At 61.5% G+C, this 19,765-nt stretch carries 20 protein-coding genes; 7 read left to right on the top strand and 13 right to left on the bottom strand.

Translation table 11 applies throughout. The annotated features are described in order from the left end of the window. Positions 1 to 3: 3 nt before the first annotated feature. From MON38_RS21580 to MON38_RS21535, 10 genes are all read right to left on the bottom strand, one after another. Positions 4 to 750, bottom strand: a complete 747-nt coding sequence (locus tag MON38_RS21580) for an isoprenyl transferase (RefSeq protein ID WP_241938233.1) — start codon at positions 748 to 750, stop codon at positions 4 to 6. 130 nt (positions 751 to 880) lie between these two features. Beyond that, positions 881 to 1,630 (bottom strand): type IX secretion system protein PorG, encoded by a 750-nt coding sequence (gene porG / locus MON38_RS21575; protein WP_241938232.1) that lies wholly within the window; start codon positions 1,628 to 1,630, stop codon positions 881 to 883. Between the two features lie 52 nt (positions 1,631 to 1,682). Beyond that, on the bottom strand, positions 1,683 to 2,597 hold the full coding sequence (locus MON38_RS21570) for a DUF6089 family protein (protein ID WP_241938231.1): 915 nt from the start codon (positions 2,595 to 2,597) through the stop codon (positions 1,683 to 1,685). A gap of 139 nt (positions 2,598 to 2,736) precedes the next feature. Then, positions 2,737 to 3,630, bottom strand: coding sequence for an NAD kinase (locus MON38_RS21565; protein WP_241938230.1), 894 nt, complete (start codon positions 3,628 to 3,630; stop codon positions 2,737 to 2,739). Between the two features lie 81 nt (positions 3,631 to 3,711). After that, a complete protein-coding gene (locus MON38_RS21560) occupies positions 3,712 to 5,136 on the bottom strand; it encodes a BamA/TamA family outer membrane protein (RefSeq protein ID WP_241938229.1) in 1,425 nt (474 codons plus the stop codon). A gap of 30 nt (positions 5,137 to 5,166) precedes the next feature. Next, entirely contained in the window at positions 5,167 to 5,850 is a 684-nt protein-coding gene (locus MON38_RS21555) for a CBS domain-containing protein (protein ID WP_241938228.1), read from the bottom strand. Between the two features lie 166 nt (positions 5,851 to 6,016). Beyond that, positions 6,017 to 6,799: an alpha/beta fold hydrolase gene (locus MON38_RS21550; protein ID WP_241938342.1), complete on the bottom strand. Its 783-nt coding sequence runs from the start codon at positions 6,797 to 6,799 to the stop codon at positions 6,017 to 6,019. A gap of 84 nt (positions 6,800 to 6,883) precedes the next feature. Next, a complete protein-coding gene (locus MON38_RS21545; protein WP_241938227.1) occupies positions 6,884 to 7,465 on the bottom strand; it encodes an anthranilate synthase component II in 582 nt (193 codons plus the stop codon). An 86-nt stretch (positions 7,466 to 7,551) separates the two neighbouring features. Next, positions 7,552 to 8,082: a CvpA family protein gene (locus MON38_RS21540; RefSeq protein WP_241938226.1), complete on the bottom strand. Its 531-nt coding sequence runs from the start codon at positions 8,080 to 8,082 to the stop codon at positions 7,552 to 7,554. A gap of 120 nt (positions 8,083 to 8,202) precedes the next feature. Further along, the gene (locus MON38_RS21535; RefSeq protein ID WP_241938225.1) at positions 8,203 to 8,664 is read right to left on the bottom strand and encodes a GatB/YqeY domain-containing protein; all 462 of its coding nucleotides are present in this window, start codon (positions 8,662 to 8,664) and stop codon (positions 8,203 to 8,205) included. A 161-nt stretch (positions 8,665 to 8,825) separates the two neighbouring features. Here MON38_RS21535 and MON38_RS21530 point away from each other — a divergent pair, with 161 nt between their 5' ends. The 3 genes from MON38_RS21530 to MON38_RS21520 all read left to right on the top strand — a co-directional run bounded on the left by MON38_RS21530 (position 8,826) and on the right by MON38_RS21520 (position 12,929). Next, positions 8,826 to 9,542 (top strand): pyridoxine 5'-phosphate synthase, encoded by a 717-nt coding sequence (locus MON38_RS21530; protein ID WP_241938224.1) that lies wholly within the window; start codon positions 8,826 to 8,828, stop codon positions 9,540 to 9,542. A gap of 89 nt (positions 9,543 to 9,631) precedes the next feature. Next, positions 9,632 to 10,654 (top strand): tRNA 2-selenouridine(34) synthase MnmH, encoded by a 1,023-nt coding sequence (gene mnmH, locus MON38_RS21525; protein WP_241938223.1) that lies wholly within the window; start codon positions 9,632 to 9,634, stop codon positions 10,652 to 10,654. Between the two features lie 178 nt (positions 10,655 to 10,832). Beyond that, positions 10,833 to 12,929, top strand: coding sequence for a T9SS type A sorting domain-containing protein (locus MON38_RS21520; protein WP_241938222.1), 2,097 nt, complete (start codon positions 10,833 to 10,835; stop codon positions 12,927 to 12,929). Between the two features lie 80 nt (positions 12,930 to 13,009). On the opposite strand, the gene MON38_RS21515 is transcribed toward MON38_RS21520, so the two are convergent. Beyond that, positions 13,010 to 14,008, bottom strand: coding sequence for an AAA family ATPase (locus MON38_RS21515; RefSeq protein ID WP_241938221.1), 999 nt, complete (start codon positions 14,006 to 14,008; stop codon positions 13,010 to 13,012). Between the two features lie 359 nt (positions 14,009 to 14,367). Between MON38_RS21515 and MON38_RS21510 the strand changes: the two genes are divergently transcribed. From MON38_RS21510 to MON38_RS21495, 4 genes are all read left to right on the top strand, one after another. Further along, complete coding sequence (locus MON38_RS21510) at positions 14,368 to 14,577, top strand: PID-CTERM protein-sorting domain-containing protein (RefSeq protein WP_241938220.1); 210 nt, start codon at positions 14,368 to 14,370, stop codon at positions 14,575 to 14,577. A 97-nt stretch (positions 14,578 to 14,674) separates the two neighbouring features. Then, positions 14,675 to 15,226, top strand: a complete 552-nt coding sequence (xrtX, locus tag MON38_RS21505; protein WP_241938219.1) for an exosortase X — start codon at positions 14,675 to 14,677, stop codon at positions 15,224 to 15,226. Between the two features lie 24 nt (positions 15,227 to 15,250). Then, a complete protein-coding gene (locus tag MON38_RS21500; RefSeq protein ID WP_241938218.1) occupies positions 15,251 to 15,775 on the top strand; it encodes an XrtX-associated membrane protein in 525 nt (174 codons plus the stop codon). Between the two features lie 83 nt (positions 15,776 to 15,858). Beyond that, positions 15,859 to 16,050, top strand: a complete 192-nt coding sequence (locus tag MON38_RS21495; protein WP_241938217.1) for a hypothetical protein — start codon at positions 15,859 to 15,861, stop codon at positions 16,048 to 16,050. Positions 16,051 to 16,126: 76 nt separating this feature from the next. On the opposite strand, the gene MON38_RS21490 is transcribed toward MON38_RS21495, so the two are convergent. After that, on the bottom strand, positions 16,127 to 18,241 hold the full coding sequence (locus MON38_RS21490; RefSeq protein ID WP_241938216.1) for a glycoside hydrolase family 97 protein: 2,115 nt from the start codon (positions 18,239 to 18,241) through the stop codon (positions 16,127 to 16,129). Positions 18,242 to 18,315: 74 nt separating this feature from the next. After that, on the bottom strand, positions 18,316 to 19,728 hold the full coding sequence (locus MON38_RS21485; protein ID WP_241938215.1) for an alpha-amylase family glycosyl hydrolase: 1,413 nt from the start codon (positions 19,726 to 19,728) through the stop codon (positions 18,316 to 18,318). Between the last annotated feature and the right edge of the window lie 37 nt (positions 19,729 to 19,765).

Below are 19,765 nucleotides of genomic sequence, written 5' to 3'. Positions count from 1 at the left end.
GATTTAAGACACTGCGAGTTGCTCGCTGGTTTTGCCAAAGCGCCGCTCCCGACGCTGATAAGCCCGAATAGCTTCCTGAAAATGCTGCCGACGGAAATCCGGCCACAGCAAATCAGTAATATATAACTCGGTATAAGCCAGTTGCCACAACAAAAAATTACTAATGCGTTGCTCTCCGCTGGTCCGGATGAGCAGTTCTGGGTCGGGAATACCTGCCGTGGACAGGTAGCCTGAGAGAGAGGCTTCGTTCACGTCGCTTGGTTGCATGTGGCCGGCCGCCACATCGCGGGCCAACCGCTGGGCGGCCTGCGTCAAGTCCCAGCGGCCGCTATAGCTCAAGGCCAGAACCAAAGTCATGCGGGTGCCCCCTTTGGTCAGTTCCTTGGCTTCCGCTAACTCGCGCTGGCAACTGGCAGGTAGCGTGCTGATGTCACCAATGGATTGCAGCTTAATGCTGTTTTTAAGCAGCGTAGGCGTTTCCTGACGAATTGTATGCACCAGCAACTGCATCAGCGCCATTACCTCGAGCGCAGGCCGATTCCAGTTTTCTGTCGAGAAAGCATAGAGTGTCAGAAAGCGTACACCTAGTTCGGCAGCTTCCTCCACGGTTTCGCGCACGGCCGTGATGGCACTCTGGTGCCCGAACACTCGCAGGCCACCCCGCTGTTTGGCCCATCGCCCGTTGCCATCCATGATGACAGCCACGTGAGCCGGAATATTACGCGTGTCGATTTCGGCCTTGCCGGTCATTTTTGCGGTTTCGCTAAAAGAGCCCGCAAGTTACGGAAATGGTTGCATACCGACGGACCTCAGCGCATGCCAATAATCAACGACCACCGGAAATCCACTTCTTACATACCCCTTGTACTAGAAGCCGCTACTACTTCAGCAATTTCTTATTCTTCTTGTAAGAATCCGGGCAGTTGATTTTATAGAACGTGTACGACAAACTCAGGCCATTATAGTAGTACCAATCTTGGTCGTGCGGATTTACTAAAAAGGCTGACTGGTCGCCGAGATGGTCTAATTGGTCGGTTAAAGCTTTCCGGGCCCCAATTTCCATTCCCAGATTCCAATGGGTCGAAAGTGCCAGCTTGGCACCTACCCCAACCGGAATGGCAAAGCCTATCATTGAACCCTGCCGATTCAGGCTGCCTAAGCCAGCATTGCTTACGGTGGTGGTATTGGCGTAGAAAATAGCCAAGCCCCCAAACAAGTAAGGCGTAAAATGCACTTTGTCGGTTCGCTTGTGGAAATCCAGGAAATTATATTCCACTACCGCCGAGGCTTCTACCAGCCCGCCCTTGGTATTGGCCTGGCGATAGGCTTGCAGAGGCGGAATGGTGCCATTGACGCCACTCACGTTGCCGTCATCGGCCCGGAGCAAACCAGCAGTCAGCCCACCACGCAACGTGATGGGTACTGACACATCCCTGCGATAAAAGGCGGTGATGGCCGGGCGATTGTTCTGGAATTGATAGCTGGGTGATAGTTCTCCCCGGTAGTTGGTAGCTCCTAAGCCAACACCTACTTCGCTGGTGTTCTGGGCCTGAGCAGAGGCTATAAAAAGCACACTCCCCGCCTGCACGAAGCAAGCGAGGAGCGTCTTTCGAAAAGTCGAATTCGTCATTTAGGCTAATTGCTGACCGAAAAAGTGAACCGCATCAGCCAGATTCCGCCGATTAGCGGAATTTGGGATTCTTGATACGGGGCGTCAGGATGTAGTTCAGCGTTACGCCCGTAACGATGTACCAGTCGGTTTTATTGCCCACATCGCCACGCTGGGTGCCACCGGCTGCGCCGCCAGTAAATCCAGCGAAATCACCCGTTTGGCTTCTCGTGATTTCATTGCCAAAGTACTTTTGAGCAGCAGTAGTAAGGGATGCCTTAGGAGCATACTTACCACCTACGTCGTCGATGTAGTCGGTAAATGTTTTACGCCAGCCGATTTCGAGGCTTGCGTCGAAATTACGGTTGATGCGGTAGCGGATACCACCACCAAATGGAATCGAAAGCTGGGTCTTGCTATAGCCGGTAGCCTGGCCTTCGGTTCTGACATCAGCCAAGTTCACATAAGTACCAGAAGCCAGCCCTTGGGTGTTGTCGCCTACCAAACCTTGGGGGTTGTGGTAAAAGCCGGCAATACCTGCAAACACGTAGGGAACAAAGTCCGGACGCTTGAGGTAGTTGTTGCGGTTTTCAATCAGGTCAACAACTGCTACAGCGGAAGCTTCGAAAATGTCGTTACGGAACGTCATGTTCCGGTTGTAACGGAAACGGGCGTCAGGGTCATTCGGGTCGGCGGCTAGAGCATCGCTACCGGTGATGCGGCCATAAGTGAGGCCGAAACGACCTGACAAACGGGGATAGAAACGACGCGTAATGGAAACACCAGCACCCAGACGGGTGGCTCCGAAGCGGAAGCTGCTGAAATTGGTAACCGGCGTCACGTCACCGAAATAGTTCATAGCATTCAGACTGAAGCCAACCGAGTTGTACTGCTTCCGCTTGCTGAATTGCTGCGCATCTGCCTCAGGTGAGGCCACCAAGGCCAAACCGAGTACAAACGCGGTGGAATAGGTGAAAATATTTTTCATAAGGCAACGAAAGTGATGATACAGAGTAGGTGGTGCGAGGCGTGGGCAATGAATGCGCAGTTTCAGACGGTCACAAAAGTAGGCTATGGCGGGAACTAAAAAAACTTTCCACGATTTTTTCAAGAAAAAACTTCGCAGGCTACACTTGGATACCCGCCGGATTGCGCCGGTCGAGGCCCCAATTGAGTTTGCTGCGCAAGGTGGTCAGGAAGTTAACGTGATTCAGTTTTACTAGACGGGCGTTGAAGTTTTCACGACGAACGGCTATCTGAACGGAGGCTTCGACGGGCAGAGAGCGGGAATCGAGGGCCAGCATGTAGCTGGTACTACGGCCTTCAATTTCGAAGGATATCACGCTTTGGTCCGACACGACGAGGGGCCGCACATTCAGATTGTGGGGGCATACGGGAGCGATGATAAAATTGTTTGTCTGGGGCAGCATAACCGGGCCGCCGCAGCTGAGCGAATACCCGGTAGAGCCGGTGGGCGTGGCTACGACGAGCCCATCGGCCCAGTAGGAATTAAGGTATTCGCCGTCGATGTAGGTATGCACCACAATCATGGACGAGGTGTCGCGCTTGAGGACGCTGAACTCGTTGAGGCCGAAATTGAGGCTGCCGAAAACATCGGGGTCGGTGTCTACGCGAATGAGGCTGCGCTCTTCGATGTTGAAATGGCCTTTGTAGAGGGCATCAATCGCCTGGGCGATGCGGTCGGGGGTGATGGTGGCCAGGAAGCCGAGGCGGCCGGTATGGATGCCCAGAATGGGGATTTGCAGGCTGCCGACGTAGGTAACTGTGTCGAGTAGGGTGCCGTCGCCGCCGATGCTGAGCACGTACTGCACGCCGCGCAGCGAATCGCCACGGCGGAAACTGGTGGTGCCTTCGGGCAGGCGCAGGCGGTTGTCGAGGAAGGTGCGGAAAGACTCGCCGATGAGCACTTCGGCGCGCCGGGCAATGAGGTCGTCGAGCAGCGCCTGGATGGCCGGGGCGGCTTCGTCGTCGAAAGGCTTGCCGAGGATGGCGATTTTCATGCAGAGAAAGAATAGCGGGAAACGGAGGCCGCAGGAAAATTCGGTAACAAAATCATAACCGAATGGGCGAGCCGGGCGGGCTTAAATCGGGAACTCGGCCCGAAAAAAATAACCCGTTTGGCCCAGACCGTTGAGGGTGTATTCGGCGGTGAAAACCCGGTCGTAATACGTGACGAGGTGCAGACCGACGCCCACGGCGCGCAGGAAATGATTGGGAAGGCGGTTTTGGGGAATAGTGGCGGAGGCGACGACATAGCCGGCATCGGCAAAGATATTGCCGTAGAGCGCGATGGGGATGGTATTGACTTTGGGATTATCGATGGAGCCGAGCCGAATAGTTTTCGGTGCGAAGAGGCGGTACGAGAGGCCCTGCTGCAGGAGGCCGTAGTGGCGGCCGTCGATGACGTACTCATCATAGCCACGCACGAGGTCGTCGTAGCCCAAGGCGCGGGTGTCGGGGTAGCCGAGGGCGCGGGCGAGGCGAGCCTGGCCGGTGAGGCCGAGGCTGTAGTAGAACTGGTGCCCGAGGGACAGGTAGCGGGAGTAGGTGGCGCGCAGCGTGGTGACGGCGGGCGTGGTGCGGTCGAGGAAAACGCGGTGCGTGAGGCTGACCTGGGCATACTGGCCGGTGAGCGGGTAGGCAAAGGTGTTGCGCTGGTTGCGGGTGTGGCTGATAGTAAAATCCAGGAACTCGCGTTGGGTGCGGCCGAGAAAGTAATTGGGATTGTAGTAGTTGACAGAGTCGCTGATTTGCTCGCGGTGGTAGGAGACGTCGAAAGCGGTGCGGAACTGCACGGTGTGGCGGAAGCGCAGGCCAGCCGTGGCGTAGAAGCGCTGAATGGGGAAATTGTCATCGGCCCGCAAGGGGATGAGGCGGTCATCCAGAGTACGGTAGTCGAGGGCGTGGCTTTGGTAGTAGGAGGCGCCCACGCCGAAACCCAGGCGGCGGTAGCGGCCCAGCCCGGGCACTTCGTAGAACAGCTCGTATTTGCGATTGAAACCCAATTGCAGGTTGGCAATAAGCTGCTCGTTGCGGCCGCGAAAGTTGGCGCGGGTGAGGTGCAGGCCGTAGTCGAGGCGGCGCCAGCGGTCGGAGCGGTTGAGCCAGGAGCGCAGGTTGCGGTCGGCGAGCGAGAGGATGGGGACGGGAAAGGTATAGATGCGCTCCTGCACCCCGAATACAATAAACCACCTGCCGCCCGAGCAGCTGGCCTGTGCTACCACAGCGTGGAAGAGCTGCAGGTTGAACAGGCGGCGACGGTTGGCTTCGAGGCGGGCGGGCAGGTCGGCCAAGGCCAGGGTGTCGCCCTCTCTGAAGTCGAGCTCGGCCCGCAGGATGCGCTCCCGGGTAATGGCATTGCCGGCGAACACCACGCGGCCCACGGCGGCGCGCGCAGTGCCGGGGCAGGGCAGCACGCGCACCAGCGTATCGGCGGGGGCTACAACCGGGCGCAAGGTGCGCGGTAGCGTATCGGCCGGAGCCGAAACGGGCGTTAATACCTGCAATAAAAACAACAGAAACCCGAGCACCCGCTATCAGACGTTCAGGTAGCGCAGCAGGGCGTCGAACCGGTCTTGCTCGTCTTCGTTGGCCACGGCGGTGCCGCTGAACTGGGCCGTGACGACGTAGCCAAACCGCTCGAGGGTGGCGGTGATGCGGGCCAGGTTGTCGGTATTGAGCTTGAGGGTGAGGCGAATGCGGTAGGGGTCGACTTCATCCTGGGCCACGATGGCGCTGATGATTTTGGCGTTGTTTTCCTCGACGTAGCGGCTGATTTGGGTGAGCGAGTAGTCGCGCTCCTCCATGCTGAGCACGATGATGCCGCCCTGCCCCCCCTGGCCGCCGGAGGGTTGCTGGCCGAAAGCCGCCAGCGCATCGGCAATGGTGACGACGCCGGCGTACTCGTGGCGCTCGTCGACCACGGGCACGAGCTGAATCTTGTTTTCGATGGCCAGTTCCATCACACGGTAGAAGTGTTGGTCGGGGCGCACGTAGGCATCGGCGAAGCCCAGGGCCAGCTCGGAAAGCGGTTTTTCGGGGTCGTCGAAATCGGCCAGGTCGGCTTCGGTGACGAGGCCGCGATAGCGGCGCTGGTCGAGCACGGGCAGTTGGGCCACGTGGAATTCATCGAGCCAGCGCGCTGCTTTGCCCGCCGAATCGGTGCCCTTCAGGGGCGGAATCATCTCGTTGAGTAAGTCTTCGGCGAGCAGGGCGGGCATATTCTCGGGAATGATGAGTTAGGAATTATAAATGATGAATTGCCGAAGCATCATATCATAAAACGGAATAACGGTAAAGTGGACGCGATTGGGGAGACAACTGGCAAGATAAGCGGCCGCAGGTTTGGGCGAACAACAATCGGGCCGCCAAAAGGATACGTGCCGTTTAGGCAGTGACGGCCGAAGTGGCTTCGACCCGATGCAGGAAACCGCGCAAATACACATTGAAAGCGGCGGGGCGCTCCATCATGGGGGCGTGGCCGCAGTGGTCGAGGAAGCGCAGTTCGGCGTGGGGCAGCAAGCGAAAGAATTCGTGGGCGACCGGCGGCGGGGTAATGGTGTCGTTCAGGCCCCACACCAGCAGCACGGGCACGGTGATTCTGGCCAGCTCCTTGCTGAGGTTGTGGCGCTGGGCCGAGCGGGCGATGGCAATGATGCGCAGGCATTTGGGGTTGGAGTTGGTGACGTTGAAGACTTCGTCAATCAGCTCCTTGGTGGCCACGTTGGGGTCGTAGAAGGTGTAGCCGACGCGCTCCTGCACGTAGGCGTAATTGCCGCGCTTGGGGAAAGAGCCGCCCATGCTGTCTTCGAACAGGCCGCTGCTGCCGGTGAGCACGAGGCTACTAACGCGCGCCGGGTTCTTGAGCGTGTAGACCAGCGCAATGTGGCCGCCGAGCGAGTTGCCCAGCACCGCGAATTGGCCCGGCAAGGCCAGCGCCTGCACAAAGCCTTCGACGTATGCCACCAGCCCGGGCACGCCGGCTTGGGTGAGGGGCATGTCATACACGGGCAGCAGCGGAATGATGACGCGGTGGTTGGGGGAGAATTCATGTACGACATCCTCCCAGTTGCTTAGAGCCCCGAACAGGCCATGCAGCAGCAGCAAAATGGGGCCCTGGCCCTCGTCCACATATTCGTACCCGTGCTGTTGCTGGCGGCGCAATTCCATCTCGTTCTTCTTTTGCAGGTGTTGGTTGGGAGAAGTTGGCCTCGGGAGAGGCAAAAGCTGCAACCGGCAACCAACCCACGCGGTTTAGGCAATGATACAACAACGCAGCCAATTGCCTAGTATGGCCAGCCCGTGCGGCGTGAGCAGGGCTTCGGGGTGGAACTGCACGCCGTAGAGCGGCAGCGTGCGGTGGCGCAGGGCCATGAGCTCGGGCGTCGGGCCGGTGGTGTGGGCCAGCGCCAACAGCGCGGCCGGCAATGGCTCGCTGACAATGAGCGAGTGGTAGCGCGTGATGTTCTGCTCCGGGGGCAGGCCGGCGAATAGCGGGTCGGCCACGGTGCAGCGCATGCGGCCCACTTTGCCGTGCATGGGCCGGGCGGCCCGCACCACGGCAGCCCCGAAAAATTCGCCCAGCGCCTGGTGGCCCAGGCACACGCCCAGCATGGGCACGGTTTGGTGGTAGGCGGCAATGAGGGAGGGCATCACGCCGGCCGCGGCGGGCGTGCCGGGGCCGGGCGAGAGCACCACGCCGTCGTATTCGAGCACGTGCAGGTCGGCCAGGGGTACGTCGTTGCGGCGCACGGTTACTTCGGCCCCCAGCTGGTGCAGGTAGTCGGCCAGTGTGAAAGTGAAGGAATCGAAGTTGTCGAGCAGCAGCAGGCGCACGTTAGAAGGGGTGAGTGTTGAGGGTTGAATGTTGAGTTAAGTGAGAGAGTTCGGGCATGTTTAACTCAACATTCAACCCTCAACACTCACCCTTTCACGAAGGCCGTTTTCATCCGCACCAGCAGGTCCTGGGCGAAGGGTAGCACGTAGCCGGTGATTTGCAAGGCCAGCGGGGTGGCCTGCTGCACAATGGGCAGAACCTGCGAGCCAGCCACCAGCCCTGGCGAGAGCAGGTGCAGGCCCGCCAGCCGGGTGCCATACAGCAGCAGGCTCAGGCCGAGAATCCACTTGATGACGCCGGCGGCGCCGCCCAGCAAGTTATCGAGTACTCCCAGAGGGGTGAGGTGCACGGCGGTTTTCAGCAGGCCGCCCAGCAGGTGCACGCCCCACATAATGGCCACAAACACCAGCGCAAACGAGAGCAGCGGCAGCAGGCCAAACGCGTCGCCCACGTACTGCCGCACCAGCGGCACAGCCGCCGAAAGCAGACTCAGGCCCCCAATCGCGGCCAGCACGAAGGCTAGCAATGACACCACTTCCAGCACCAGCCCACGCCGATAGCCCTTCACGGCCCCGATGCCGAGCGGGAGGAGCAGCAGGATGTCGAGGGCAGTCATGTTGTTGAATGGGTGAACGGGTGGATTGTTGAATGGGTGGACTGTTGAATTGCATAGCTGGACGAATGAACCCATTCAGCAATTCAACAATCTACCCATTCAACAATCCACCCGTTCAACTTACAAATTCGTGTTATTCAGCAGGTGGCCTAGCACGTCGGAGATGCGCTTGCCGTCGGCCTGGCCGGAGAGCTCGCGGGCGGCTACGCCCATTACTTTGCCCAAGTCGGAAGGCCCGGTGGCGCCCACGCGCTGGATGATGTGCACCAGCTTTTCGACCAAATCGGCTTCGGTGAGCTGGGCGGGCAGGAATTCTTCGATGATGGCCAACTCGGCGAGTTCGGTTTCCTCGAGGTCGGAGCGGAATTGTTCTTTATAGATAGCGGCGGCGTCGCGGCGCTGTTTGGCGGCTTTGTTGAGGAGCTTGAGCTCGGCTTCGGGCGTGAGGCCGGCTTCGCTGGCGCCCTCGGCGGTTTCGGCCAGCATAATTTGCGATTTGATGCTGCGCAGGGCGGTGAGGCGCACCTTATCCTTGGCGAGCATGGCCTGCTTGATGGCGGCGTCGATGGTGTTTTTGAGCATGGAGGGAGGTATTGGGCGGGTTAGCGCGGGTTGAACGAGGGAAATACGGCCGGCCGCGCCCAACGGTGGCACCAGACGTAATTTCGCCCCGAAGCTACGGCAACCAGCCGGCAGGATGACAAACGGTCCGTGCCCGCTCCTACCCTCTTCCCTCACATTCCATGACCAAGCTCAGCGTCAACATCAACAAACTGGCCACCCTGCGCAACGCCCGGGGCCACAACCGCCCCGATATTCTGCAGGCCGCGCGCGACATCGAGCGCTTCGGGGCCGAAGGCATTACGGTGCACCCGCGCCCCGACGAGCGCCACATCCGCTACCAGGACGTGCGCGACCTCAAGCACATTGTGACCACCGAGCTGAACGTGGAGGGCAACCCCACGCCCGATTTCGTGGCCCTGTGCCGCGAGGTGCGCCCCGAACAGGTGACGCTGGTGCCCGACGCGCCCGACGCCATCACCTCCAACGCGGGCTGGGACGTGGTGACGCACCAGCAGTTTCTGCGCGAAGTGGTGGCCGAACTGAAGTCGTTCGGCTGCCGCGTGAGCATTTTTCTCGACCCCGACGTGAACCTCGTAGAAGCCGCCGCCAGCACCGGCACCGACCGCATCGAGCTCTACACCGAAGCCTACACCGTGCACTACCTCGCCGACCGCGAAGCCGCCGTGGCCCCCTACCGCGCCACGGCCGCCCGCGCCGGCCAGCTGGGCCTGGGCGTGAACGCCGGCCACGACCTCGACCTCGACAACCTGGCCTGGCTGCACCAGCAGCTGCCCGAGCTGGCCGAAGTGAGCATCGGCCACGCCCTGGTATGCGATGCCCTGTACCTGGGCCTCGAAAACACGGTGCAGCTCTACCGGCGGCAGCTTAAAGCCTAACCCTCTGGCTGATTCATTTCAGCGCCCTTACTTTCTGAGCGATTCCGACAAACTGCTCATTGTTCATTGCTCATTGCACATTGTCTCTCATGCCCCGCCACGCCCTTTCCGAGTTCGACGCCCTCCCCTACCCCATTCTGGATGTGCGCGCGCCCATCGAGTTTGCGCAGGGCCACGTGCCGGGCGCACTCAACCTGCCGCTGTTCACCGATGAAGAGCGGGCCCGCATTGGCACCACCTACAAGCAGGTGAGCCAGGACCGGGCCGTGCACCTGGGGCTGGAATTTTTCGGGCCAAAGATGTCGGGCATGGTGAAGCTGGCCCAGAAGCTGGCGCCGGGCAAGGAAGTGCGCCTGCACTGCTGGCGCGGCGGCATGCGCAGCGGCGCGGTGCTGTGGCTGCTGGAGCTGGCCGGCTTCAAAGTCCACCTGCTCGACCACGGCTACAAGGACTACCGCCGGGCGGTGCTGGCCTCGTTTGCCCAGCCGCGGCAGTGGCGGGTGCTGGGCGGCCTCACCGGCAGCGGCAAAACCGACGTGCTGCACCAGCTGGCTGCGGGCGGCGAGTTTGTGCTCGACCTGGAGGGACTGGCCCACCACAAGGGCTCGGCTTTTGGCAGCATTGGGCAGCCGGCCCAGCCCACGCAGGAGCAGTTTGAGAACAACCTGGCCGCCGCCCTGGCCTGGCTGCCCACCGATGCGCCCATTTGGGTAGAAGACGAAAGCCGGCAGATTGGCCGGCTCACCATTCCGCCCGGGCTGTTTGCCCAGTTGCAGGCGGCCCCGCGCTTTGTGCTGGAAGTGCCCCGCGCCGCCCGCGTGGCCAAGCTGGCCGCCGAGTACGGAGCCGAAGACCCGCAGTTGCTGGCCGAGGCCATCGAGCGGCTGCGCAAGCGCCTGGGCGGCCTGGCCACCCAGCAGGCCCTGGCCGCCGTGGCCGCCGCCGACTTCCCACTGATGGTGGAGCTGGTGCTCGACTACTACGACAAGACCTACACCCACGGCCTGGCCCCGCGCCCGGATGAGCCGCCGCGCACCTTCGTGCCCGTGCCTGGCTGCGATGCAGCCGCCAACGCAGCCACGCTGCTGGGAGTGGCTACGGCAGCGCACTAGCTGATTTTCAGCCCCTATTTCGCAAACAAGCCCGATTATGTCAGCCGTACCGGTTGTACTTTAGCAACCCATGCGGGCCTTTAGGCTGCCGGTTTCCATCCAGCGGCTGGTTACGGATTCGCTGCAAAACGACCTACGCTTTGGCTTTTACACCCCTACTTTTCCCCTGCTCTTTTCTATGAGTACATCCTTACCCCGTCGGCTCAAACGTGCCGGGCGATTGCTGCCGATTGCGCTGTTATCCTTCGCCGCCCAGGCTCAAATCAACTATTACCCGGCCAATGCCATCAGCCAGGCCGGCACCTATACCGACCTGGGCACTACGGGCACGGCCATTGCCACGGCCAATACCGATGATGCCAACTCGGCGGCCCAGCCCATCGGCTTCACGTTCACGTTCAGCGGCACGGCTTTCACGCAGTTCGTGCTGAATACGAACGGGTTTATCAAGCTGGGCGCCACGGCCCCATCGGCCGCCGACCTGTTTTTGCCGGAAGCGCCGACGGCTCCGCAAGTCGACCCCATTTACAGCCCCAACGCGGCCGACGTCAACATCCTGGCCCCATTCAACTTCGACTTGGCGGCCGGCTCGGCAACCGGCGGCACCGAGTACCGCGTAGCCACCACTGGCACCAGCCCCAACCGCGTGTGCACCATTCAGTGGAAAAACGTGGCCGACAAAACGTTGGAGTATGACCTGCAGTACACCTCTATGAGCTTTCAGGTCAGGCTCTACGAGACCAGCAACACCATTGAGTTCGTGTATGGCCCTGCCACGCAGGGCCCCAACCCCGACGACTACCGCTTTGCCGTGGTGGGCATTAAGGGGGCCAGCGCTACCAACGGGCAAACCCTGCTGGCCGCCAAAGCGGCCTCGCGCGACCCTTGGGGCAGCGCGTCCTTCATCACGGGCTACTACGACGGCATTTCCTTTTTCAACTACCGGGGCACTGTGCGGCCCGATGCAGGCCGCACCTACCGCTTCGCCGCCGGCCCCGTGGTCGCCATCACCAACGACGAACCCAGCGGGGCCATCGCGCTGCCCGTGGCCACCACCTGCAGCCCCACCACCGCCTCAAACATCGGCGCGACCACCACTGCCCCAACCGGCTACGCCAACCCCGGCTGTGGCGTGGCCATTAATCCCAAGGATGTTTGGTTTAAGTTCACCACGGCTGCTACCGGCCCGGGCAGCACCTTTGTCAACATTCAGACCACCGGGGCGCCGGCCGGGCAGCTACGCCTGTTTTCGGGTGCCAGCAGCGCGGGGCCGTTCACCGAAGTGGGTTGCGGTGCCGGGCCGGATTTCAATACCGGTGCCGGCACCCTGAGCGTGTCGTCGCTCACGCCAAGCACCACCTATTACATAATGGTATCGGGCTACGGCTCGTCCGATGCGCAGGGTGCCTTCACCATCTGCCTAACCGGGGCGGCTCCGCTGGCGGCGCCGGCCTACGTGGCCCTGCCCTACGCGGAAAGCTTTGAGGGCCCTTGGGCTACGGCCACTTCGACCCGCGATGTGCCCACCCTCAACTGGCGCAATACCCCTACTACGGGCAATAGCTCGTGGCGGCGCGAAGACGATGGCTTTGCCGCGGCCAACTGGAGCTACGAAGACGAGGAAACCGGAACCGCGCCGCCCTATGCGGTTGCTTTCAGCGCGGGGGCCCACTCCGCGCGCTTCCACACCTACGGCTCGGCAAGCGGGGCACAAGGCAAGCTCGACTTGTATGCAAACCTAAGCGGCAGCGGCGCCAAAACGCTGACGTTCGATTACATAAATCCCACCGGAACCGATAAGCTGGAAGTACTGGTGAGCACCAACGGCGGCACTACCTTCACCGCCGCCCCGGTCCTCACCCTGAACACTGCGCCAGCCTTTGCCACCTACAGCGCAACTCTTCCCGGCAACTCGGCCACCACGGTTATCCGCTTTCAGGCCACCTCCGATTTTGGCGACGACGACCTGGGCATCGACAACCTTCGCATCGCGGTGGCCACTGCCACCCGCAACGCCACGCTGGCCGCGGCCGTGTCGGTTGCGCCCAACCCGGCCCATCAACGCTTCACCGTGAGCGTCACCGCCGGCAGCCTGCGGGCGGCTACGGCCACCCTGCGCAATGCCCTGGGCCAGCCGGTAGCCACGCGCCTGCTGAACCTGCCCGCCGCCGGCGGCAGCACCGACTTCGACGTAAGCCGCCTCGCGGCCGGCATATACACCCTCACCCTGCAATCGGGCAACGACCTGGTGGTGAAGCGCGTGGTAGTAGAGTAGCACCTTGCGCACCCGCACCTAAAAAAGGCTGCCCCGGCATCGGGGCAGCCTTTTTGGCATATTGCCGGGCTGGTTGCAGCTTAGCTAATGGGCACTTTGCGCAGGATGGCCTCAATCAAATCCTGCGTCCGAATACCGTCGGCTTCGGCTTCGTAGGTAAGCAGAATGCGGTGGTTGAGCACATCGGCGGCCACGTCCTTCACGTCTTCGGGCAGCACGTAGTCGCGGCCGTCGAGGTAGGCCACGGCCTTGGCGGCGCGGTGCAGGGCAATGCTGGCCCGCGGGCTGGCTCCGAACTGCACGGCGTGGGCAAACTCGGGCAGGTCGTAGTCGGCCGGGCGGCGGGTGGCAAACACCAACTCAATCAGGTATTTCTCCAGTGTGTCGGAAATCTGCACCTGATTGATTTGCTGGCGAATGCCGAAGATGTCGTTTTTGGTCAGAATCGGCTGCACGTCCTCCACAAAGCTGAGGTTGGCCATGCGGCGCATCACCTCCAGCTCGTCGGCCTTTTTGAGGTAATCGACGTGCACTTTCAGCATGAAGCGGTCGACCTGGGCTTCGGGCAGCGGGTAAGTGCCTTCCTGCTCCACGGGGTTTTGGGTGGCCAGCACCAGAAAAGGCAAATCGAGCGGATAGGTCGTTTCGCCAATGGTAACCTGCCGCTCCTGCATGGCTTCGAGCAGGGCGCTCTGCACCTTGGCCGGCGAACGGTTGATTTCGTCGGCTAGCACAAGGTTGGCGAATATCGGCCCCTTCTTCACCTCAAACACCGACTGGTTCTGGTTGTAAATCATGGTCCCCACCAGGTCCGACGGCAGCAGGTCGGGCGTGAACTGCACCCGCTGGAAGTGCAGGTGCAGCACCTTGGCCAGCGTCGAGATGGTAAGGGTTTTGGCCAGGCCGGGCACCCCTTCGAGCAGAATGTGCCCTCCCGTAAACAAGCCAATGAGCAGCCGGCCGAGCAGTTGCTGCTGGCCCACCACTACCTTGCCCATCTCGGCAAATACCTGGCGGATGAGGGGATGGTAATCGAGGGGCTCGGCCGGCGAAGCAGAGGCGTCGGAAGCAGGAAGCATAAGGCAAAACAAAAGCGGGCGAAACAGCCGCCGCAAGGTAGCCACCATCCCGTAAGCGGGGCTTTGCCGGGGGCCAATCCAGCATCCCTTTTTTTGATTGCCAGGCTAAGAACGGGGGCAAGAGTGCTGCCTGCAGCCTCTTCCGCGCCCGGGCCGGCCAGTTGCCAGCCAAAACCAATCCCGGCTGCCGGCCGTACGCCTCAGGTCGCGGCATTGCCCGGCCGCTTTGCCGAAACGCACCGCAAGCCGGGTTGGCGCTGGTGGCTTTGCATTGTTTTTGGTAGAAATTATTTACATTTAGCAGTTGTAACGCTCGGTTCAGCGCCTCAGCCATCACCCCGTTTTTCACCCACTCCTGCATGAAATCATTTTTCCTCACTCGTTTGCTGCCGGCGTTTGTTGTGTTGGTAGCTGTTGGCGGAACCGTTCTGGCCCAAACACCTGCTGATGGTGGCCCTGCCCCAACCAGCCCAACGGCTGTTCCGCTGGATGGTGGCGCTTCGCTGCTGTTGGCCAGCGGCGTGGCTTACGGGCTCAAAAAACTGCGCGACCGGCGGAAACGCGCCTAGCCGACAGCGGCTCTAGCACAATTACATTCGGGCAACGGCTCTTTTGTGATAACGAGAGCCGCTGCGGTTGTTTCCTTGCTTCTCTTTTGTTCGACGCATGCAGCCTCCTGTTACTACCCCTGCCGGCAACCGGTTACTGTACCGGTTTTTGCTTGTAGCGGCAGCCATGTATCTGGTTTGGTTTTTTGGCTACGAGCGGTGGCTGGGCCCCGACGGCCGGCTCGATGTTGCTTTGTGCCAGAACATTGCAGACAGCGCCACCGCCGTGCTGCATGTTTTGGGTTTCCCGGCCACAATCGATGCGCATATCCCAGCCTTGGTGCTCATGGCCGGGACACAGTCGGTGATTGTGGGGGCGCCTTGCAACGGCCTGGTGCTCTACGCTTTGTTTGCTGGATTTGTGCTGGCTTTTCCGGGGCCGTGGAGGCACAAGGCCTGGTTCATTCCGGCGGGGGTGCTGCTTATCTGGTTGCTGAACGTGCTGCGCGTGTCCGCGCTCGCCATCAACCACCACTACTCGCACCAAACGGTTGACTTCAACCACCACTACACATTCACCTTTGTGGTGTATAGCTGCATTTTCGGGCTCTGGATGCTTTGGGCTCGGCGCATGGCCACGCCCGGTGGAGTAGCCCTGTTCACTCGCTAACTGTAGCGCCGTTCTTTCTGCCTCGTGCCCGAGCTTTTTGCCTTACCAGCATCCCAACGGCTGCGCTTTTTTTTCTGGCTGCAACTGCTCCTACTGCTGACGGTTTTGCTGCTGCTTGGAATATATAGCGAGCAAATCACCATTTGGCTGATAGCCGCCTGGCCGAAGCTGCTGGGGGCAGCCGGCCTGAACCAGCTTGCGCAGCACCTGCAACAGGGGCTCGATGGCGGCATTGCCAAGCGCCCACTGCCGGCGGTAGCAACTTACGCCGCACTGTACCTGCTAACGTGCCTGCTGCTGCTGCGCCTCGTGCTGTCGGCGGCGCAGTGGCGCGTTGCACTCCGGATTTATGCCTTGGGCCTGGTGTTATACGTGCTGATTACTATACTGGCCAAGCTGGCCGGTAACGTCCAGTGGGCCTACCGTCTCAGCCGCCGATTGCTCGATTTTATTGTAAGTCCGCTGCCGGTAGCGGGGCTGTACGTGCTGTTGCGGTCAGGTTTCGGGCCGGCAGCCGTGCGCGACCGCGATGCCGGCCCCGTCGAATAGCGTATTCAGGCAAAATATCTTTTTTTTTAAAGTGGCACTACGTTGAGCATCGTGCCCAACCCACACCCGACGGCCGCCTAAACGTGCTGCTGACCGGCTACCACCACCCCGTCAAGCTGCCGCTGTTCGATACCCTGAGCCGGCCTGTGGTGTCGAACCCTAATCCGCAGGGTAACAGCCAGCCCCTCGACCTGGGGGCCGTGCACGGCGGCATGTACCTGCTGCAAGTGCGCACGGCCGTGAGCTTAGAAAAGGGCCACGTGATGCGCGAATAACCACTGTTTCGAAAACCAAAACGGCCGGCCGCTTCGAAGGAAGCAGCCGACCGTTTGCGTTATAGCGCGGCAGAATTTACTTCGCCGGAACCAAGCTGATGGCGCAGCCACCGCCGGGGGCCAGCGGCACGCGCAGCGTGGTGCCAGCCGATACGGTCTGGGTGCTGATGCGGTAGGCTTCGGGGTTGGTTTTCCAGTCGGCGCCGGGCGCGTCGGCATACAGGGTGGCGGTGTAGCGGCGGCCCCTGGGCAGAAAACTTAGGTTGAGGGTAGCGGTGCGGCGGTTGGCGTTGGTGATGGCGCCGAGAAACCACCGCTCACCGCCCTTCTCCAGCCGGGCCGTGCTGATGTACTCGCCGGGCTCGGCTTCGAGCACACGGGTGTCGTCCCAGTCCACGGCCACGTCTTCGATGAACTTGAAGGCATCGGGGTGGGCGGTGTAGTTTTCGGGCAGGTCGGCGGCCATTTGCAGGGGCGAGTAGAGCACCACGTACAGGGCCAGCTGTTTGGCCAGCGTGGTGCGCACCTGGCGCTCGGGGTGTCCGGCCACGTAGTCTTTCAGCTTGAAAATCCCGGGCGTGTAGTCCATCGGACCGCCCATGAAGCGGGTGAAAGGCATGATGGTTTCGTGTTCGGGCGCGTTGCCTTCGGGCGTGAAGGCGTTGTACTCGTTGCCGCGGCCGGCCTCGCTGGCCACCCAGTTGGGGTAGGTGCGCGAAAGGCCGGTGGGCCGCACCGACTCGTGCATATCCACCGTGACGTGGTGCTTGGCGGCAGTTTCGGCCACGCGCACGTAGTGGTTGCTCATCCACTGGCCGTCGTGGTGCTCGCCGCGCGGAATGATGCGGCCCACGTAGCCGGTTTTCACGGCTGGGTAGCCGTAGCGGTTCATAAAGCTATAAGCGGTGTCGAGGTGTTGCTCGTAGTTGGTGGCTGCGCCCGAAGTTTCGTTGTGCATTATCATCTGCACGCCCTTGCCGGCGGCGTACTGCTGAATTTCGGCCACATTGAAGTCGGGATAAGGCGTCACGAAGTCGAACACTGGCTCTTTCCAGTTGCCAAACCAGTCTTCCCAGCCCTCGTTCCAGCCCTCCACCAGCACGCCCGGGATGTGGTGCGCGGCGGCAAAATTGATGTAGCGTTTCACGTTGGCGGTGGTGGCGCCGTGGTGGCCGTTGGCAATGAGCTGGCCGGCGGCGTTCAGCGTGTCGGCGCTGTCGGCGTAGCGCCAGTTGGTTTTGCCGGTCTGCATCTCCCACCACACGCCCACGAATTTCATGGGCTTAATCCAGCTGGTGTTGCCGATTTTGCTGGGCTCGTTCAGGTTCAGAATCAGCTTGCTGGCCAGGATATCGGGGGCTTTGTCGCTCACGATGATGGTGCGCCAGGGCGTATGGCCGGGGGCATGCACGTAGGCTTTGGTGCCCACGGCATCGGGCACGAGGCGGGCCGTGAGGCGGCGCGTGGCCCGGTCGACGTGCAGTTGCATGGCCGGGTAGTCGACCTGCGCGGCCTCGTGCAGGTTCACGTAGAGGCCGTCGTTGGCCTTCAGCATCAGCGGCGTGGCCACGAGCTGGGCGTCGGGCACCTCGCGCACGGCAATGGCGGTCGACGATTTCACCAGCGCCGAGTTGTCGACCTCGCTCAGCTTCGATACCGTGTAGGGGTACTCGTTGGTGTCGTAGTCGCCCGGAATCCAGAAGGCTTTGGGGTCGCCGGGCAGGGCAAATTCCGTCAGCTCATCACTCACCACAAAATACTGGAGCCTGGGCTGCCGCGGAAATTCGTAGCGAAAGCCCACGCCATCGGCAAACACCCGAAACACGACATCGAGCCGGCGGCCGGGCGCGGCGGCCTGGCGCAGGTGCACCGTGAGCTGTTGGTAGTGGTTGCGAATGTTTTTTACCTCGCCCAGCACCGGCTGCCAGGTTTCGTCCACGTCCTTGGTTTCGCTGCCCGTCAGCAGCATCGGGCCATCGAAACCCCTGCCATCCGTTAAAGCCAGGCCCAGCCGCGAGGCATTCACCACGGGCTTCGTGCCAAAAGCCACGGCATAGGTGGGGCGGCCGTCGGGGCCAAGCGCCACGGTGAGGCGCACATTGCCCTGGCGGGCGGTGAGCGGCGCAACGGGCTGCGCGGCGGCAGTACCACCCGCCAGCAGCGCCAGTAGAAACAAGCGAAATTTTATCATTAGTCGGAAGATGGAGCCTCCGGTTGGAAGCTTTTGGGGGCAAAGAAACGGCCGCTGCGGCTAGTGCCGGCGCGTTATTTCTTCAGTACCAGGTAGCCGTAGGCGGGCAGCGCTACGGTAGCGCCTACCGAGGTAGAGGCCCCGGTGAGGGCATTGGTCCAGGTGGTACCGGCCAGGGCGGCGGGCACGGTGTAGGTAGTGGCGGTGTTGCGCACGTTGGCCAGCACAAAGGCCTGCTCGGTGCCAGCCGTTTTGGTGAAGGCGCATACGTTGGCCGTGCTGTAGGCAGTGGGCGTGCCCCGGCGCAGCGCAGCGCTGGCGGCGCGGGCTTTCAGCAGGCGGCGGTAGGCGTAGGTCACGTCGGGATGGCCGTTCCAGTTCACTTTCACCGAGGTGAAGGGGAAGGTGATGGGCGTGGTCATGCCCACTTCCTGGCCATTATACACCATGGGCACGCCTTTGTAGAGCGAGGCGATGACGAAAGCCGACATCGCGCCCGCGTCGCCGCCGAACAGGCCCACCGGCGTGCCGTCCGAGCCGTTCACATCGTGGTTGGTGATGTAGCGCACCACCTGCTGGGTGCCGCTGGCGCCCATATATTCGCTGTTGTTGAGGCCATCGAAGACGGTAGCGGTAGCCCCGTTGCGGTACACGTTGTAGATGCCGCCGTAGAAGTTGAAGCCGAAATTATAGTCGAAACCCGAGGCGAAATTGGCGCTGAGGCTCCCCTCGGCCAGCAGCAGCAGCTTGTGGGTTTTCACGTTGCGCAGCGTGTCCACGGCCTGCTTCCAGAAATCGGTGGCGGCAATGGTGGGGGCATCGGCATAGTCAAAGCGCAGGCCGTCGACGTTGGCCGTGAACACCCACGACTTCATGGCCGAAATCATCTCGGCGCGCATGCTGGCGTTGTTGAAGTTGAGCTGGGCCACGTCGGTGTAGTTGGTGCCGGGCGGGCTCTGGATGGTGCCGCCGCTTTGCAGGTACCAGTCGGGGTGCGCGGTTATCCAGGCGTTGTCCCAGCTGGTGTGGTTGGCCACCCAGTCCAGCATCACGCTCAGGCCGCGGGCGTGCGCGGCATCTACCAGCGTGCGCAGGTCGGCGAGGGTGCCGAACTCGGGGTTCACGGCGCGGTAGTCCTGCACGGCGTAGGGCGAGTTCACGGCCCGCACTTTGCCCACCGGGTAAATGGGCATCAGGTACACCACGTTCACACCCAGGTTCTTAATGGAGTCGAGCCGGGCCGTGACGCCCGCAAAATTGGCACCCGAACTAAAAGCCCGCATGTTCACCTGGTACAGCACGGCATCCTCGCGGTTGGGCACCCCGGCGAAGGGCGTGCCGTACTGCGGCGGCGTGGGCGTGGTCGTAACCGGCGGCACCACCACGGGGTCGGGCGGCGTGGGCGAGTCTTTTTTGCAGCCGGCCAGCAGGCCCACGGCTAGTAGCAGCGCCAGGCTGTTTTTAACGATAATGTGACGAACGAACATTTAGGAAATGATTGATGAAAAAACGTACAAATAGCGC

It is taken from the genome of Hymenobacter cyanobacteriorum (assembly GCF_022631375.1).
Lineage (GTDB): Bacteria > Bacteroidota > Bacteroidia > Cytophagales > Hymenobacteraceae > Hymenobacter > Hymenobacter cyanobacteriorum.
Note: the sequence above shows the minus strand (reverse complement) of the source record. Positions and strands in the feature narration are given on the sequence as shown.